The following is a 17408-nucleotide window of genomic DNA, read 5'->3' on the forward strand; positions in this document are numbered from 1 at the left end:
GCCCGGTGGCCGTCAGAGCCCTTCGAGTTTGCGCCGTTCCAGCGCCAGGTCCTGGGCGCTGAGCGGGACATAGCCTTCTTCGCTAGCGGTCTGCGCACGCACCAGTGCCTGGCCCTCGTCGCTCAAGGCCAGGCGCAGGTATTGCTTGATAAACGGTGCCAGTGGCTGATCCGGGGCGTGATTGACCAGCAGGTACAACCCCGCCGACAGCGGATAAGCGCCCTTGGCCACATCGGCCAGAGCCGGGGTATAGGCCTGTTCGCCAGGCTTGCTGGCGAGCGGCACGATGCGCAGTTGCGGGGCGATCTTGCCGGCTTCGACCCAACCGGTCAGGCCGATGCCATAAGGGTCTTTGGCCACCGCTTCAAGCACCGCCTCTCGGCTGTCCAGTGCCTCATAGCGCGGGGCAAACGGGTAACCGCCGAAGCGATCCATACGCTGGTTGGTGGCAAAGCCGCCATCGTCACGCAAGCCATAGACGTGGATACGCCGTTGGCTCCAGGCGCCGTCCAGGCCCAGTTGTCCCCAGGTATTGAGATCGCCTTGTGGCTGGCCGGCGGTGACGATCCTCGCCAGTTGCTGCATGTCCAGCCGGGCCAGCGGGTTGTCCGGGTGGACATACACCGCAGGTGGCGTCTTGCCGTTGGCGCGCGGACCATGGCCCGAGTAGCCGATGCGGATAGACAGCGGCTGGCGCTCGAACACCTGCACGAAGGCATTCATGTCGCCCAGCCAGGGCTCGCGGGACATGGGCGCTATGGCGGTAGCGCCGGCGGTCAGGGCCGGCAGGGCAACCGAAGAACCCTTGGCGGTCACGGCAAAGCGAAAGCCCGGATACTGGCGCACGAACAGCGCGTTGAGCTGTTCGATCAGGGTTTGCATGCCATCGTTGCCGATGATTGCAATCGCGCCATCGGGGGTCAGGTAGCTGGCGTGGGTGGGCGGTTTCAGTGGTTCGGCGTGTACGGTGCCCAGACAAGCAAGGCTGGCCAGCAAGCACAGACCTGATTTGAAGAATCTGTTCATGGCGCTGCCACCTCATCGAGTCTGGCCAGTTCGGCCCGGGCCTGTTCGGCGCTCAGCGGAAAGTAGCCATTGGCCTGGCTGGCGATGATCTGCTGGCCTTCACGCGACAGCACCAGGCGCAGGTATTCGCGGGCGACCGGGTCCACCGCCTTGCCGGGCTCACGGCGCAGGTACAGATACAGGTAGCGGCCATAAGGGTAACGGTCGACGAGGATCTGCTCCGGCGTGCCGGTGCTCAGGCTGCCATCGCGCTCATCGACGATGGGCAGTTGCTTGATCTGCGCGTTTTCCAGACCGATGGCGGCGACCGCCAGGCCTGCCGGGTCAGCTGCCAGACGGGCGAGGATTGCCTTGGTATTGCCATAGGCTTCATAACCGGGCGTCAGCGCCCGACCGTTCAGGTGGTTGCTTTGCAGGTAGGTGCCGAAGCCGGTGAACTCCGGCGTACCGAAGGGATGAATGCGCCGCTCGCGCCATTCATCGGCCAGGCCCAGTTGACCCCAGGTCGACAGATCGCCTTGCGGGTTGCCGATGCTCAGTGCCCGGCTGACCTGCGTGGCACTGATGCGGGTCAATGGGTTGGCGCGGTTGACGTACACCGCAAGCGAGGTCGCCAGGTGTTGCGAGGTGTCGTTGGCGGCGTGGGCAATACGGATTTCCAGCGGTGCGCTGCCGACGATCTTGCGGTAGGCCTGGATTTCCAGCGGGTTGATCTCCCGGCCCATAGCGCCGAACAGCGTCACGCCGTGGGTCAGCAGCGGCACGGCACTGGTGGTGCCTTTGGACTCGTCGACAAAACGCCACTCGGGATGGTGCGTGTGCAGCGCGGCATTGAAGCGTTCGACGATGTAACGCACGTGTTCGGCGCCGCCGATGCGAATCGCACCGTCGGCATCAAGGTAGCGGGCCTGGGCCGGCAACACCGCCGGCTGGGGCCTATATGCCTCCAGCTGCGGGTCCAGCCCCTGGGCCGCTGCGCTCGCGGACTGGCAGGCAAGCAGCAAGGCAGCGGCCATCAGGGCCTTGGGCATCAAAGTGGTCATGACGATTCCTTTGCTGAGCGACTTAGAACGCGACGGTGACTTTGCCGATCACCTGACGCGGTTCGCCGATGGCAATCGCCGGTGAACCCAGGCCGCTGTTGGACACGTAATAGGTCTCGTCGAACAGGTTTTTCAGGTTCAGTTGCAGGGTCACGTCTTTCTGGTCGAGCTTGAGCTTGTAGCTGACAAAGGCATCGGCCACTTTGGCCGACGGCAGCCAGTACTCGGTGCCTGCGCCGTCGTTGGCGCCCCACTTGCTCATGTAGCGACCGCCGAAGCCGGCGCGCAGGTCGCCGATACCGACATGGCCGAAGTCGCGGGTCAGGTACAGGGCAGCGGTGTTTTTCGACACGGCGTCCAGCGGCTGGCCTTGCAGGATCGGGTCCTTGGTCCATTCGGTGTCGTTGTAGGCGTAGCTGGCAGTCACGCTCCACTGGGCGTTGATCTGCCCGGTCACGTCCAGCTCGACCCCGCGCGAGCGCGCTTCGCCGCCCAGGCGGGTACAGGTTTCGCTGCCGCAGGCGACGCTGGTCTGCACGTTGGTCTTGGTGATGTTGAACGCCGCCAGGCTGGCGGTCAGGTAGTCGTTCTGGAACTTGGTGCCGATTTCCCAGGCCTCGCCTTCTTCGGGCGCCAGGTCGCCGATCACCGTGGCGATCGAGGTGTTGGGGCGGAACGACTCGGTGTAGCTGCCGTACACCGACCAGTCAGGCTGGATCATGTACACCAGGCCCAGGCGCGGCACGGTCTTGCTGCGGTCGACATCGGCACCGACCACGAACGGCCGGCCCTTGCCGGTCAGCTCGGTGAACGACTCATGGCGCAGGCCGGCCTGCAAAATCCAGTTGTCGCTCAGGTGGATCGAGTCCTGAATGAACAGTGCATGGGTATGCAGTTCATCGGTCTGCTCGCTGTTGGCGGCGCTGACCCGGCTAGGGGTCGGTACCTGACCGTAGACCGGGTTGTTGTAGTTGAACGCGGTGTCGTTGACGTTGCGGATCAGGTCGCCCAGATGCCGCTCGTTGTTCATGTAATCGACGCCCACCAGCACTTCGTGGCGCATGCCGGCGAACTCCAGGTTGCCCAGCGCGTTAAGCGTGGCGGTGTGGGCTTCCTGTTCGGCATCGCGGGTCGCGTCGCCACGGCGGGTGACTTGCCCGGTGGTGAAGTTGGCCGAGATATAGCGCGATTGCTGGTCGTTGTAGTAGTTGCGGCTGTAGCCGTATCCGGCCTTGAGCGTCCACTGCTCGTTGAGGCGATGCTCGGCAGTCAGGTTCAGGGCATCGGAACGACCGGTGGTGATGTTGAAGTGCTCGTCCAGGCGGCGTTTACGCGGAATGTCGAGCACCTTGCCGGTGCTGGTGTTGATCTGCGTGCCACGGTCGAACGGCACCGAGTATTCCATGTGCTCGTAGGCGGCGGTCAGGGTGGTGTCTTCACCGAACCAGGACAGCGACGGGGCAAACACTTCCTGGTCGATGCTGCCGAAGTTGCGCCAGTAGTCGGACTCTTGCTTGTCGTAGATCAGCCGGTAGGCCAGGCCGCTGTCACCCAAGGGGCCAGTGCTGTCGAACTGACCGCCACCGCCGCCGAAACTGGTGCCCCAGCCCGACACCGAGGTGGCCTGGGTCAGTTGCGGCTTTTTGGTGACCACGTTGATCACCCCGCCCGGGTCCTGCACGCCATACAGCATCGAGGCCGGGCCCTTGAGCACTTCGATGCGCTCGGTGGTCGGGGTGAAGTTACGCGCCTGCACCGATTGCATGCCGTCGCGCATGATCGAGTTATCGCGGTTGGTGCCAAAACCACGCTTGATGATCGCGTCCTGGGTGCCGCCCAGGGTGTTGCCCTGCTTGACACCGCTGACGGTATTGATCGCTTCGTCCAGGCTTTGCGGGCTGCGGTCGGCAATTGCGCGCTGGGTCACGACGTTGACCGACGCCGGCGTCTCGACCAGCGGCGCTTCGGTGCGCGAGGCCACGGTGGAGGCCACGGCCTGGTAGCTGGTCTGGCTCTTTTGCGTGGTGGTCTGGCTCAGGCGCGTACTGTCGATATTGATATCGCCCAGCTCCACGGGGTCGGCAGCCCACACCGGTTGCGCCAGGCTCAACAACAACACGCTACTGGCGCAGGTTAGGGGGGCAAATGCGGTGGGCTGCCTGGATTTCATGCGGATGCTCTGCTCGTCGGTGAAGTGAAAGTGGGCAATTTTTGCTTTTCTCACTCACTGCACGGACGCCGAGGACAAACACCTCACATAAAAATGAAAATTATTTACAGTTTGATCGAGGGCACGCCGCGAACCACCGATACCGCCTTCAGCCGGAAAAGCCGTCAGCGGTGTCTGCTTGTTGGCGACGGTTTTGCGCAGGCGTTTACTTCTGGGTGCCGTCGTCGGTTTGCAGCAGGTTGGCCTGGGTCAGGTTGCTGCCGGCCGGCACGCTGCGGGTCAGCCAGACGTTACCGCCGATGGTGGTGCCCTTGCCGATGGTGATGCGCCCCAGAATGGTCGCGCCGGCGTAGATCACCACATCGTCCTCGACGATCGGGTGACGCGCCTGGCCCTTGTGCAGATTGCCGTTTTCGTCTGCCGGGAATCGCTTGGCGCCCAAGGTTACGGCCTGATAGATGCGCACACGTTCGCCGATGATCGCGGTTTCGCCGATGACCACACCGGTCCCGTGATCGATAAAGAAGCTCGGGCCGATCTGCGCACCGGGGTGCAGGTCGATACCGGTCTCCGAATGCGCGATTTCGGCGCTGATACGCGCCAGCAACGGCAAACCTGCACGGTACAGATGGTGCGCCAGGCGGTGATGGATGATCGCCAGAATACCCGGATAGCACAGCAGCACTTCATCGACACTGCGCGCTGCGGGGTCGCCCTGGTAGGCGGCCAGCACATCGGTGTCGAGCAGCCGGCGGATGCCAGGCAAGGCGATGGCGAAATCCTGAATCAGTTGCAGCGCATGCTGATCGATGCCTTCGATGCTCGAGCCCTGTTGCTGGGCCACATAGCGCAGTTCCAGCCGGGCCTGGGCCAGCAAGGCGTTAAGGGCGACGTCCAGGGTGTGGCCGACATAGAAGTCTTCGCTTTCTTCACGCAGGTCCACCGGGCCCAGGCGCATCGGGAACAATGCCCCGGTCAAGGCCTCGATGATGTCGCTCATGGCCGCGCGCGACGGCAGTTCGCGACCGCCATGCTCGCCGCTGACCCGTCGGTTACGGGTGCGCCAGTCGTCACGCGCCTCGCGCAGCTGACCGACGATACGCTGCAGTTGCCAGTGGCTGGAGCGGCCGTCGGCAGCGCCTTGTGGAATATCGCTCACGCTGAACTCTCCTGAGTCGGTAAGGGGACGCAATCGGGTGTGTGCGGCCGCCGGCCTTCTACTCTACGGTAAACAATTGCGTTGAAAAAATACCCATTTTTGTCGGCCTGGGCTTTCAAAGGCATAAGGCCATGCAGGTTGCCGTGTACGAAAGCTCTGCCTATAGTCGAGCGATTCTCCACAGGAACGCCGTTACCCCCATGCTCACTCAACAGCTTGCCCGCTTCGCGCGCCTGGACCTGATCGGCGCGCCGACCCCTCTGGAAAAACTCGAACGCCTGTCGGCCTGGGCCGGGCGCGACATTTATATCAAGCGCGATGACACCACCACACTGGCGCTGGGCGGCAACAAGGTGCGCAAGCTGGAATACCTGGCCGCCGATGCGCTGGCGCAAGGTGCCGACACGCTGATCACCGCCGGCGCCATCCAGTCCAACCATGTACGCCAGACTGCTGCCCTCGCGGCGCGCCTGGGCCTGGGCTGCGTGGCGCTGCTGGAAAACCCCATCGGCAGCGAAGACGCCAATTACCTGCACAACGGCAATCGCCTGCTGCTGGAACTGTTCGACGCCAGGGTCGAACTGGTCGAAAACCTCGACAACGCCGATGACCAGTTGCAAGCCCTGGCCGCGCGCCTGCAAAGCAACGGTAAAAAACCTTATCTGGTGCCTATCGGTGGCTCCAGCCCGGTCGGTGCACTGGGTTATGTGCGTGCAGGCCTTGAGCTGGCCGAACAGATTGAGCAGGTCGGCGAAACGTTCGCCGCCGTGGTCGTGGCGTCCGGCAGTGCCGGCACCCACAGCGGCCTGGCGCTGGCGCTGGCCGAGCGGCTGCCGGACGTGCCGCTGATTGGCGTTACCGTGTCGCGCAGCGAAGAAGACCAGTTGCACAAGGTTCAGGGGCTGGCCGAACGCACGGCACAGTTGCTCAATATTTCTTTGCCGGAACGCTTGAAAATCAACCTGTGGGATGAGTATTACGCGCCGCGCTACGGTGAACCGAATGCCGGCACGCTCTCGGCCATCCGCCTGGTCGCCAGCCAGGAAGGTGTGTTGCTCGACCCGGTGTATACCGGCAAGGCAATGGCCGGCCTGCTCGACGGCATCGGCCGCCAGCGCTTCGATGAAGGCCCGATTGTCTTCGTGCACACCGGCGGAGCACCTGCTTTGTTTGCCTATCCACAGGTGTTTGGCAGTTAAGCACCGCAGGCTAGAGCGTCGCGCACCGCTTATCTAAAAAAGAAATATAAATCTGTTTTTTAGTTATTTTTGTTTATAAAAAACAGCTTTTATAGTGCGCACAACTTCCGATACACCCATGTATTAACCAAGGGGCTTGTATGAACATTTCCGCTATTCGCCGTACCTTCCTGTTCTCCGCCTTGAGCCTTGCGCTCGGCGCCGGCCTTGCTGGCCAGGCGATGGCCGGCGAGCAACTGCAGAAAATCAAGGACAGCGGCACCCTGAGCGTGGGCCTGGAAGGCACTTATCCACCGTTCAGCTTCGTCGATGCCGATGGCAAACTCAGCGGTTTCGAGGTCGAGCTGTCCGAAGCGCTGGCCAAGGAGCTGGGCGTCAAAGCGAAGATTCAGCCAACCAAGTGGGACGGTATCCTCGCGGCGCTGGAATCAAAGCGTCTGGACGTCGTGGTCAATCAGGTGACCATCTCCGAAGAGCGCAAGAAAAAGTACGACTTCTCGACGCCCTACACCGTGTCCGGTATTCAGGCCCTTACCAAAAAGGCCGACGCCGACAAGATCAAGAGCGCACAGGACCTGGGCGGCAAGAAAGTCGGCCTGGGCCTGGGCACCAACTACGAGCAATGGCTCAAGGAAAATGTGCCAAGCGCCATCATCAAGACCTACGACGATGATCCGACCAAGTACCAGGACCTGCGCGTAGGCCGTATCGACGCCATCCTGGTTGACCGCCTGGCCGCGCTGGAACTGGTGTCCAAGACCAAGGACACCCTGGCCGTGGCCGGTGAGCCGTTCTCGCGTCAGGAGTCCGGTATTGCCCTGCGTAAAGGCGAGCCTGAACTGCTGGAGGCCATCGACAAGGCCCTGGCCAAACTGCGCGCCGACGGCACGCTGGCCAGGCTGTCGCAGAAGTACTTTGGCGCTGACGTCACTCAATGATTGAAGAAAGCCTCAACCTCGCCATCGAGTCCGCGCCCTTTCTGCTCAAGGGCGCGTATTACACGGTAGTGCTCAGCCTGGGCGGCATGTTCTTCGGCCTGCTGCTGGGGTTTGCCCTGGCCCTGATGCGCCTGTCGCGGTTGAAGCTGGTGAACTGGACGGCACGTATCTACGTGTCGTTCTTTCGCGGCACGCCGCTGCTGGTGCAGCTGTTCATGATCTATTACGGCCTGCCGCAACTGGGCATTGAACTCGATCCGCTGCCGGCCGCCCTGATCGGCTTTTCGCTGAACATGGCCGCCTATGCCTGTGAAATCCTCCGTGCTGCCATCGGTTCGGTAGACCGTGGCCAATGGGAAGCCGCCGCCAGCATCGGCATGACCCGCTGGCAGGCCATGCGCCGGGCAATCCTGCCGCAAGCGGCACGCACTGCACTGCCGCCGCTGGGCAACAGTTTCATTTCGCTGGTCAAGGACACCGCGCTTGCCGCCACTATCCAGGTGCCGGAGCTGTTCCGCCAGGCGCAATTGATCACTGCCCGCACCTTCGAGATTTTCACCATGTACCTGGCCGCTGCGCTGATCTACTGGGTGCTGGCCACGCTGCTGTCGCACCTGCAGAACCGCCTTGAAGCGCGGGTCAACCGCCATGAACAGGAGTCCTGAGGCATGATTGAAATCAAGGGGCTCACCAAGCAGTTCAACGGCAATCAGGTCCTCAAGGGCATCGACCTGCGGGTCGAGGCCGGCGAAGTGGTGGCGATCATCGGTCCCAGCGGCTCGGGCAAAACCACCTTGCTGCGCTGCCTGAACCTGCTCGAAGAGCCGTCGGGCGGTACGCTCAAGGTCGGCGATATCCAGATCGACGGCAACCGCCCGCTCAGCCAGCAACAGGGGCTGATTCGCCAGTTGCGCCAGCAGGTGGGTTTTGTCTTCCAGAACTTCAACCTGTTCCCGCACCGCACGGCACTGGAGAACGTCATCGAAGGCCCGGTGGTGGTCAAGAAGGTGCCCAAGGAAAAGGCCATTGCCCTGGCGCGGCAGTTGCTGGCCAAGGTCGGCCTCAGTGGCAAGGAAGATGCGTACCCCAAGCGCCTGTCCGGCGGCCAGCAGCAACGGGTCGCGATTGCCCGTGCGCTGGCGATGGAGCCACAGGTGATTCTGTTCGACGAACCGACCTCGGCGCTGGACCCGGAACTGGTGGGCGAGGTGCTCAACACCATCCGCGCCCTGGCCGCTGAAAAGCGCACCATGGTCATCGTCACCCACGAAATGAGCTTTGCCCGGGATGTGGCCAATCGAGTGGTGTTCATCGATAAAGGCGTCATCGTCGAGCAGGGCGAAGCCAAAGCGCTGTTTGCCGACCCCAGGCAAGAACGCACCCGGCAATTTCTGGAACGTAGCCGTGGAACGTAGCCGTTCCTGACCCTTCGCCGCCAGCTCGGTAGGACGGCTGCTTACCGTACGGTAAACAGCCTCTGCCAACAGGTGTAGGAATCGTCTGATTCTTTTGTTTCATGCCCTGCCCGCCCGCCTGCATATTGACAGCCCCAACTAAAGTCCATTAGCTCAGAAAACAACACGTTCGATGCCCTCAAAAGAGCCCATTCGAATCGTGTGCAAACTTTTGTGCACCCCGTTACTTATCAACCGGCGACTAAGCTCGTGAAAGGGGCTGGTTCGCCTGTTCCTTTTTAGTTGCACGACTGAACGAGCGAGTACTTTGGACATGAGCCACACCTCTTGCAGCAACAGCCTGCTAAAACTGCCAGCCCCCTATATTCCGATGGCCTGTCGCCATGGCATCGGACTGCTTGCCGCCTCACAACTGACGGTACAGATCCCCGTCTACGAAGCGATGGACGAAGGCGACCTGATCGAACTGTTCTGGGACGGCTGCTATGTGGCCTCCACGGTGCTGTGCCGTGATGACCTGGAGCAGCCGGTTGACCTTCGCGTACCGGAAAGCTTCCTGCAAAGCGGCAAGGCCCGCACCTATTACCGGGTGATGAAAGTCGGTGGCACGCCGATAACATCGCTGTGCCACAAGCTATGGGTCAAGCTGGACGCCCCCGGCGGGCAACTGCCTGGCGTGTGCGAGGAAGAAAATCAGGGCCTGGCGCCGCTGTCGCTGCCCGCCTCGGTCGCCCGGCGCGGTGTGACCGAAAGGCATCTGGAAAGTGGCCTGCCCCTGACTATCGAGCCCTACCTGAACATGGCCGCCCACGATGAAATAACCCTGCGCTGGGGCGACCTGCGCCTGGACTTGCCACCGCTGCGCAGCGAAGACGTCGGCGACACCCTCGAGCTGATCGTACCCGCCGAGTTCATTCGAGAAGCGATAGAAACCCAGGCGACGGAAGTGACTTACTGCATTATCGACCGGGTCGGCAATCACTCTTACTGGGCACCGCCCCGAACAATAAGCCTCCAGATTATGGACGCAGAAAGTTGATGGCTATTTGAATAGTCGAATATAGCGATGCGCCAGTTGTTGATATAAACATGGCGTATCGACATGTTTTGCATCTATGTCCTTTATGCCAGCCGGCGTATATTGTCCGCCTTGCCCCTGACGGACAACTGCCTGTGAAACTCGACCCGCCTACCCTCGCCCGCATCACCGACACCACGCTTGCGCACTACAACCAGACGGCCGACAGTTTTCGCGAGGGCACCCGCGACCATGACGTCAGCCAGAACATCGAAGCCCTGTTGCGCCACCTGCAAGGCAGCGCGCCCTGGCAGATTCTGGATTTTGGCTGCGGACCGGGCCGAGACCTGCGGGCCTTCAGCGCCTTGGGGCATGTGCCGGTCGGGCTGGATGGCAGCGAGCGCTTCGTCGAGATGGCCCGCGCCGACACGGGGTGCGAAGTCTGGCATCAGGACTTTCTGGCCCTCGACCTGCCCGCCGCACGCTTCGATGGCATTTTCGCCAACGCTTCGCTGTTTCACGTCCCCGCTCAAGAGCTGCCCAAGGTGTTGGCACAACTGCATGCCACCTTGAAGCCTGGTGGCGTGCTGCTCAGCTCCAACCCGCGCGGCAACAATCAAGAGGGCTGGAACGGGCGGCGCTATGGCGCGTATCACGACCTGTCGGCCTGGCGTGAACGGCTGACCGAGGCAGGGTTTGTCGAACTTGAGCATTACTACCGCCCGGCCGGTTTGCCATTGGATCAGCAGCCGTGGCTGGTGAGTGTCTGGCGGCGTTAACCGCCTTCAATCCGGCGTAAATGCTGCCTTTCGATTCCTTGACGGTCCCGCAAGGTTCCGATTACGTGCGTCCCAGTTGTCATTTCTGACAACCTCCGTCGGCAAACAACGGACCACTTTTCAAGGAAAGAACCATGAGCAATCTGATCATCAACGGCGACTTCACCGACGCAACACTGGCTCCCTGGATTTCCACTTCGACGCAGGACCCGGTGTTCGAGCCATTCGACAAATCCTCAAGGGCCTACAGCCTGCAGCTCAAACCCAGCACCCAGATTCAGCAGATGAACACTGCTACAGAGACCAGACCCTTTCTGCTCAAGTGGACGTTTTCGGCACGCATCGACTCCAGGGCGAGTCTGGGTGCCTCAATTGTCGTGCTGCTTACAGCTCGCGCAGGTTTTGAGTACTACTTTGACACCTCGGTGACCCACGAGCTGACCGATCAATGGCAAACCTTCAGCTACACCGGCCACCAACCTTTTGCCGAGGTTAACGAGGGCGTGAACATGCAGATCATCTGCTCCCGGACCTTCGATGGCGGCGGCGAGATCAGCGCGCCGGTGCAAATCACCGGCATCAGCCTCTCTACCATCACGCATGAATAAGCTACAGCCCTGAGCAAACCGCCCCGGTCTTGAGCCTTCGAGTATCGGCCCATGCAGACTACACATATCGCAAAGTCCGGGGCGAACGGCCTAACACCGAACGTTCTGCGAGACCCGAGCCGCTGGTCGATCAGGGCCTCACCCTATCATTTCTGATAGTACCCACTGTCCTGCTTATCACACAGGATGGAGGCTCCACAGAGAACAGTAATATTTTGATCAAAAGGAACCGATCATGGCCGATGAATTCATTAAAAATGGCAGCTTCAGCGAACAGTTCAAAGATTGGGGGTACGTAGCGTCGTTTGAGCCTTATCTGGAGGGTCTCAGTATCCGGCTCCCTTATGCTGTAATGATCTCTCAAGCCCTGCCCGATCTGCCTGGAAAGACGTTGCGCCTTAAATTCGATGTGCGCAGTCTGGAGGAGCCAGGTGGGTATTATGCCGTCACTGTAGGGGGGTATAGAGCGGATGGAAGTTTGCTCGCCGCGCCCGTGGCGGGGCTGGCAACGGATCAATGGACCACTGTCTCAGGCCGACTGTTTTTCCAGGAAGACCTGAGCAACTGCTTTATACAACTGGGTAGTCCACGCTTAAACCCGACGGATGAACAAGGGACCAAAAAGATAGCTACAGATATTCCCGAGCAGCCTGCTATTCAAACACCTGGACAGACAGCACCCGCGTCTGACCTTCTCATCAGCGGGGTGTCTCTCACCCTTGATTCCTAAGTGCCGGACTGCGCATCGGGAGCCGTCTGGCTGACAGGCGTCTCTTTACGCTGCGCCTCACTCGGCTCTTTAATCCGGTACCACGCCACATACAGCGCCGGTAAAAACAGCAGCGTCAGCAAGGTGGCTACCACAATCCCGCCGATCATGGCGTAGGCCATCGGTCCCCAGAACACCTCCCGGGCAATCGGGATCATGCCCAGGCTCGCTGCCGCCGCCGTCAGCAGAATCGGACGGCGGCGATGTTCGGTGGCTTCGACCACCGCGTCCCACGGCAGGTAACCGTCGCGCTCGTAGGCATCGATCTGGGTCACCAGAATCACCGAGTTGCGGATGATGATGCCGATCAGCGCCAGCACCCCGAGAATCGCCACGAAGCCCAGCGGCGTGCCGGTCGGCACCAGCGCCAGCACCACGCCGATCAGGCCCAGTGGCGCGACGCTGACCACCAGGAACATCTTCTGCACGCTGTGCAGCTGGATCATCAAAAAGGTCGCCATCAGAAACAGCATCAGCGGCAGAACCTGAGCAATCGGGCCTTGCGCCTTGCCGCTCTCTTCCACAGTGCCGCCAGTGGCAACCTTGTAGCCGCTGGGCAGGCCTTGGGTGAACGTGTCGATTTCCGGCTTGAGCTGCGCCACCAGGTCCGTCGGCTGAATCGCATCGCGCACCGAGCTTTTCACGGTGATGGTCGGCTGCCGGTCGCGGCGCCAGACCAGCGGCTGCTCCAGTTCATAGCCGACCGTGGCGAAGGCCAGCAGCGGAATCGAGGTGCCGGCCGGGGTGACGATCTGCAGGTTTTGCAGGGTTTCCGGGCTGCCACGTTCGGCGTCTACCGCGCGGCCCACCACGTTGATCAGGTAGATATCATCGCGCACCTGGGTCACGGTCGAGCCGCTGACCACGCTGTTCATCACCGAGGCCACGTCTTCGGACGACAGCCCCAGTTGCCGTGCCTTGTCCTGATTGATGTCGATGCGCAGCACCTTGCCCGGCTCGTTCCAGTCGTAGACCACCTCGCCGACATGGCTGTTGTTGTCCAGCAGGGTGGCCAGTTCGATGGCGTGCTGGCGCACCTTGTCGATGTCCGGCCCGCTGATCCGGTACTGCAATGGCCGGCCCACCGGCGGGCCCATTTCCAGCGGCTGCACGAACGAGCCGACGCCGACGAAGTCTTCACGCAGGCGTTGCTGCAAACGCGTGGTCAGTGCACCGCGCGCCTCCAGGTCCTTGCTGACAATCACCAACTGGGCATAGAACGGGTTTTGCAATTGCTGGTCCAGCGGCAGGTAGAAACGCAGTGCGCCCTGGCCGATGTAGGTGCTCCAGCGCACGATGTCTTCATCGCCCTTGAGGGTCGCTTCCAGGCGGTCGACCACCTTGCGGGTTTCATTGATGGATGCACTTTGCGGCAGCTTGAGATCAACCAGAATCTCCGGTCGATCGGAGGCCGGGAAAAACTGGTTCTGCACAAAGCGCATCGAAAACAGTGCCGCGGCAAACAGCAGCAAGGTGATGCCGATCGCCCACCAGCGATGGCGCATCGACCAGAGCATGCTGCTGTTGAACGCCCGGCCGATACGGCCCGGCTCTTCGGACTTTTGCTTGATCTTGCTGCTGAGAATATGCACGCCGATCACCGGCGCAAACAGCACCGCGACGACCCACGACACCAGCATGGCCACGGCAATCACCGCAAACAGGGTGAAGGTGTATTCACCCGCCGAGCTGTTGTTCAGGCCGATGGGCACAAAACCGGCCACCGTCACCAGCGTGCCGGTGAGCATCGGGAAGGCGGTCGAAGTGTAGGCGTAAGTCGCGGCCTCTTCCTTGCTTTTGCCCTGTTCCAGGCGGGTGACCATCATTTCGACTGTGATCATCGCATCGTCCACCAGCAACCCCAGCGCGATGATCAACGCGCCCAGAGAAATACGCTGCATGGTGATGCCGCTGTACTCCATGAACACAAAAACCATGGCCAGTACCAGCGGAATCGAGCAGGCCACCACCAGTCCTGCGCGAATCCCCAGGCTGATAAAGCTGACCACCATGACGATGATCACGGCCTCGAACAGCGCGCTGGTAAAGCCACCCACCGCCTTGTCGACCACCTCGGCCTGGTCCGAGACCTTGTGTACGCCAACACCGACCGGCAGGTTGGCGGTGGCCTCGTCCATACGTGCATGCAAGGCCTTGCCGAAGCTCTGGATATTGCCGCCGTCCTTCATGGCGATGGCAAGACCGATCGCCGGCTGGCCATTGAAACGAAACAACGGCGCGGGCGGGTCGGTGAAACCGCGCTCGATCTCGGCGATGTCGCTCAGCCGATAGAAGCGGTCATTGAGGCGTAGATTGACCGCTGCCAGGTCCTTCTCCGAGGCGAACTGCCCGGAGGTGCGCACCGAAATACGCTCTGGCCCCGCCTCGATAACCCCCGCCGGCGTCACCGAGTTCTGTGCTTGCAGGCTTTGCAGCACCTGGCGCTGATCCAGGCCCAGCGCGGCCAGCTTGCGGGTCGAGAAATTCAGGTACAGCACTTCGTCCTGCTGGCCGATCATCTGCACCTTGCCCAGCCCTTCGACACCGCGAATCTCGGCGCGCACCTGCTCGACATGGTCGCGCAACTGGCGCATCGAAAAACCGTCGGCGGTAAAGGCATAGATCGAGCCGTAGACATCACCGAACTCATCGTTGAACGACGGCCCTTGCAAGCCCTGCGGAAACTGGCCGCGAATGTCCTCGATCTTCTTGCGCACCTGGTACCAGATTTCCGGGATCGCCTTGGCATCGGTGGTGTCGCGCAGGAACACCATGATCGTCGACTCGCCCGGCAGCGTGTAGCTCTTCACATAGTCCAGCGAGTCCAGTTCTTCGAGTTTTTTCTCGATGCGATCAGTGACCTGCTCGATGGTTTCGTCGACCGTCGCGCCGGGCCAGCGGGTCTGGATGACCATGGTCTTAATGGTGAACGACGGGTCTTCTTCACGGCCCAGGTTCATGTAGGAAAACACGCCCATCAGCAGCGCGACGAACATCAGGTACCAGACAAACGACTGATGCTTGATGGCCCATTCGGACAGATTGAAGCCACCTTTCATCGCGGGCCTTCCTTATCGATTTTGATGTTTTGCCCAGGCTTGAGGCTGTTGACGCCTGCCGTGACTACCCGCTCGCCGGCCTGAACACCACCGGCCAGCCAGACGCTGTCGGCTGAGCGATCAAGCACCTGCACCGGTTTTGGATTGACTGTCTTGCTGGCGGTGTCGACCACCCAGACCTGGGTCTTGCCGTCCACCTCCTGCAAGGCACTGAGCGGCAGGCGCAGGCGCGGCGCGATGGGTGACGTCAGGCTGACGCTGATCGCGGTGCCCAGGCGCAGCGCCGGCGGCTGCTCGGCCAGGGTCAGGCGCGCCCGCTGGGTGCGGGTCGAGCGGTCCGGCTGCGGTTCTACTTCACGCAGTGTGGCGGCGGTGCTGACGCTGGGGTCGAGCTGGCTGGCAACGGTGAACTGCACGCCGGCCGGCAACTGATCGAGCAAGGCGGCCGGCAGATCGATCACCGCTTCCTTGATGTCCGGTTGCGCGAGGGTTACCACTTCCTGGCCTGCTGTGACGACTTGTCCGGCTTCGACTTTCCATTCGGTGACCACAGCTTTATGGTCGCTGCGCAGCTGACTATAGGTCAGTTGGTCACGGGCCTGGGCGACGGCAGCGCGGGCCTGGTCCAGCGAGGAGCGCGTGGTTTTCAGGTCGGTCAGAGCAATGTCCAGTTGTGCCTGGGCACCGACGCCACGATCGAACAAGGTCTGTTGGCGCCGCGCATTGGCCTGGGCATTGATCCACTGCGCCTCGACCTGCGCCTGATCGCCCTCACGGGCGCGTACGGCGTTCTGCTGATCCGTCGGGTCCAGCGTGGCAAGCAGATCGCCCTTGGCCACTTCGTCGCCGACATCCACTGCGCGCCGGGCAATGCGCCCCGGCACCCGAAAGCCCAGCACGCTTTCATAACGCGCCTGGATATTGCCGGCAAACCGCCCGAAATCTGCTATCGACTCCGGCTCGACCAGCACTGACAACACCGGGCGCACCGGCTCGGGTTTCGGCTCGTCCTGGCCACAGGCCGCCAACAGAACAGCGCTCAATACAAGGCAGGTACGGCGCTTCATGGTTTGGCTCCTGACTCTTGTGCTTTCGGCTCGGCAATCTCGACCTGCATGTCCGGGTGCAGCAACTGGCCGCCGGCGGTCACGACTTTTTCGCCCGATTGCAGGCCTTCGTCGATGATGACTTTGCCGGTCAGGTAACGCGCCACTTTGACCGTGCGCAGGTTGGCCTTGCCGTCACCGTTCACCACCCACACCGCAGGCTGACCGATGTCCTGGCCGATATTCTTGGTCAGCGCCGCCCAAGGCAACTCGACCCGGGGCCTGGCCGGCCCGTTGAGGGCCACGCTAACCACCGACCCCAGGTCCATGCCGGCCGGGAGTTTTTCAAGGGCGACCTTGACCTGCAAGGTGCCGGTCTGCGCCGACACCGCCGGCGTGACTTCACGCACCTTGCCTACGGCTTTTATTTGCGGGTTATCCAGCAGGCTGACCTGCACCGGTTGATCGGTGGGCGGCTGGACGAACAGCGACTCATACACGTTGAACACCGCATCGCGCTCGCCGTCGCGGGCCAGCTCGAAGATCGGCTGCGTGGCCTGTACCACCTGCCCAACCTCGGCCTGACGCGCAGTAATCACCCCCGGCGCGTCGGCCAGCAGCGCGGTGTAGCTCAATTGCTCGCGGGCATTGGCCAGTTGCGCCTGCGCCGCCTTCAAGGCACTTTCGCTGCCGCGCAACTGAGCCTGTGCCGCATCGTATTCACTGCGGCTGGTGTAGCCCTTGGGCAACAACTGCTGCTGACGCCAGAACGCGGTTTTCGCCTGCGCCACCCGCGCCTGCTCGGCGGCCACGGCGGCTTGTGCCGAGTCGACATTGATCTGCAAGTCTTTCGGGTCAAGCTTTGCCAGCACCTGCCGCGCCGTAACCCGCGCGCCGACATCGACCAGGCGCTCGGTGATCTTGCCATTGACCCGGAATGAAAGCGGCGTCTGCACCCGCGCCTGGATATCGCCGGTCAGGGCAACGCTGGCGGCGAAGCCGGCCTGTTGTACTTCTTGTACATAGACGCGCGGCAATTCGGGAGCTTCAGACTGTTTTTCGCTGCAGCCGGCGAGCAGGGCCAATGAGAACGTCAGGCCGAAAAGGACACGTCTTGGAGGAGAAACGGGCATGCAGACTCCTTGATACGGATGCCGTGCGCGCGCTTCGCTGCGGAGG

At 61.8% G+C, this 17408-nt stretch carries 15 protein-coding genes; 8 read left to right on the forward strand and 7 right to left on the reverse strand.

From position 1 onward, the window contains the following. Positions 1-12: 12 nt before the first annotated feature. The 4 genes from ACYP2A_RS02875 to epsC form a co-directional block, all read right to left on the reverse strand. Positions 13-1026 (reverse strand): PstS family phosphate ABC transporter substrate-binding protein, encoded by a 1014-nt coding sequence (locus ACYP2A_RS02875; protein ID WP_459742576.1) that lies wholly within the window; start codon positions 1024-1026, stop codon positions 13-15. Further along, positions 1023-2069: a PstS family phosphate ABC transporter substrate-binding protein gene (locus ACYP2A_RS02880; RefSeq protein ID WP_459742578.1), complete on the reverse strand. Its 1047-nt coding sequence runs from the start codon at positions 2067-2069 to the stop codon at positions 1023-1025. The genes ACYP2A_RS02875 and ACYP2A_RS02880 overlap by 4 nt, the downstream gene beginning before the upstream one ends. A gap of 22 nt (positions 2070-2091) precedes the next feature. Next, on the reverse strand, positions 2092-4239 hold the full coding sequence (locus ACYP2A_RS02885; RefSeq protein ID WP_459742699.1) for a TonB-dependent siderophore receptor: 2148 nt from the start codon (positions 4237-4239) through the stop codon (positions 2092-2094). A 205-nt stretch (positions 4240-4444) separates the two neighbouring features. Then, positions 4445-5398, reverse strand: a complete 954-nt coding sequence (epsC, locus tag ACYP2A_RS02890) for a serine O-acetyltransferase EpsC (RefSeq protein WP_459742580.1) — start codon at positions 5396-5398, stop codon at positions 4445-4447. A gap of 200 nt (positions 5399-5598) precedes the next feature. On the opposite strand from epsC, the gene ACYP2A_RS02895 reads away from it, so the two are divergent. The 8 genes from ACYP2A_RS02895 (at position 5599) to ACYP2A_RS02930 (ending at position 12085) form a co-directional block, all read left to right on the forward strand. After that, entirely contained in the window at positions 5599-6597 is a 999-nt protein-coding gene (locus ACYP2A_RS02895) for a D-cysteine desulfhydrase (RefSeq protein WP_459742582.1), read from the forward strand. A gap of 140 nt (positions 6598-6737) precedes the next feature. Beyond that, positions 6738-7535 (forward strand): cystine ABC transporter substrate-binding protein, encoded by a 798-nt coding sequence (tcyJ, locus tag ACYP2A_RS02900; protein WP_459742584.1) that lies wholly within the window; start codon positions 6738-6740, stop codon positions 7533-7535. After that, positions 7532-8200, forward strand: a complete 669-nt coding sequence (gene tcyL / locus ACYP2A_RS02905; protein WP_459742586.1) for a cystine ABC transporter permease — start codon at positions 7532-7534, stop codon at positions 8198-8200. The genes tcyJ and tcyL overlap by 4 nt, the downstream gene beginning before the upstream one ends. A gap of 3 nt (positions 8201-8203) precedes the next feature. Beyond that, positions 8204-8950 (forward strand): L-cystine ABC transporter ATP-binding protein TcyN, encoded by a 747-nt coding sequence (gene tcyN, locus ACYP2A_RS02910; RefSeq protein WP_459742588.1) that lies wholly within the window; start codon positions 8204-8206, stop codon positions 8948-8950. A 313-nt stretch (positions 8951-9263) separates the two neighbouring features. Next, positions 9264-9989, forward strand: a complete 726-nt coding sequence (locus ACYP2A_RS02915; RefSeq protein ID WP_459742589.1) for a hypothetical protein — start codon at positions 9264-9266, stop codon at positions 9987-9989. A 134-nt stretch (positions 9990-10123) separates the two neighbouring features. Then, the gene (locus ACYP2A_RS02920; protein ID WP_459742591.1) at positions 10124-10747 is read left to right on the forward strand and encodes a class I SAM-dependent DNA methyltransferase; all 624 of its coding nucleotides are present in this window, start codon (positions 10124-10126) and stop codon (positions 10745-10747) included. Positions 10748-10881: 134 nt separating this feature from the next. After that, positions 10882-11355, forward strand: a complete 474-nt coding sequence (locus tag ACYP2A_RS02925) for a carbohydrate binding domain-containing protein (RefSeq protein ID WP_459742593.1) — start codon at positions 10882-10884, stop codon at positions 11353-11355. Between the two features lie 235 nt (positions 11356-11590). Beyond that, entirely contained in the window at positions 11591-12085 is a 495-nt protein-coding gene (locus tag ACYP2A_RS02930; protein WP_459742595.1) for a hypothetical protein, read from the forward strand. Here the strand turns inward: ACYP2A_RS02930 and ACYP2A_RS02935 are convergent. Genes ACYP2A_RS02935 through ACYP2A_RS02945 form a run of 3 tightly spaced genes read right to left on the reverse strand, consistent with a single transcriptional unit; the run spans position 12082 to position 17362 of the window. Continuing rightward, positions 12082-15183, reverse strand: coding sequence for an efflux RND transporter permease subunit (locus ACYP2A_RS02935; RefSeq protein ID WP_459742597.1), 3102 nt, complete (start codon positions 15181-15183; stop codon positions 12082-12084). The two genes, ACYP2A_RS02930 and ACYP2A_RS02935, sit on opposite strands and share 4 nt — an antisense overlap. Then, on the reverse strand, positions 15180-16250 hold the full coding sequence (locus tag ACYP2A_RS02940) for an efflux RND transporter periplasmic adaptor subunit (RefSeq protein ID WP_459742599.1): 1071 nt from the start codon (positions 16248-16250) through the stop codon (positions 15180-15182). Before ACYP2A_RS02940 ends, ACYP2A_RS02935 begins: the two co-directional genes overlap by 4 nt. Next, positions 16247-17362 carry an efflux RND transporter periplasmic adaptor subunit gene (locus ACYP2A_RS02945; RefSeq protein ID WP_459742600.1) on the reverse strand — a complete coding sequence of 372 codons (1116 nt, stop codon included), beginning with the start codon at positions 17360-17362 and terminating at the stop codon, positions 16247-16249. The genes ACYP2A_RS02940 and ACYP2A_RS02945 overlap by 4 nt, the downstream gene beginning before the upstream one ends. Positions 17363-17408 lie beyond the last annotated feature (46 nt).

It is taken from the genome of Pseudomonas sp. 3A(2025) (assembly GCF_054589175.1).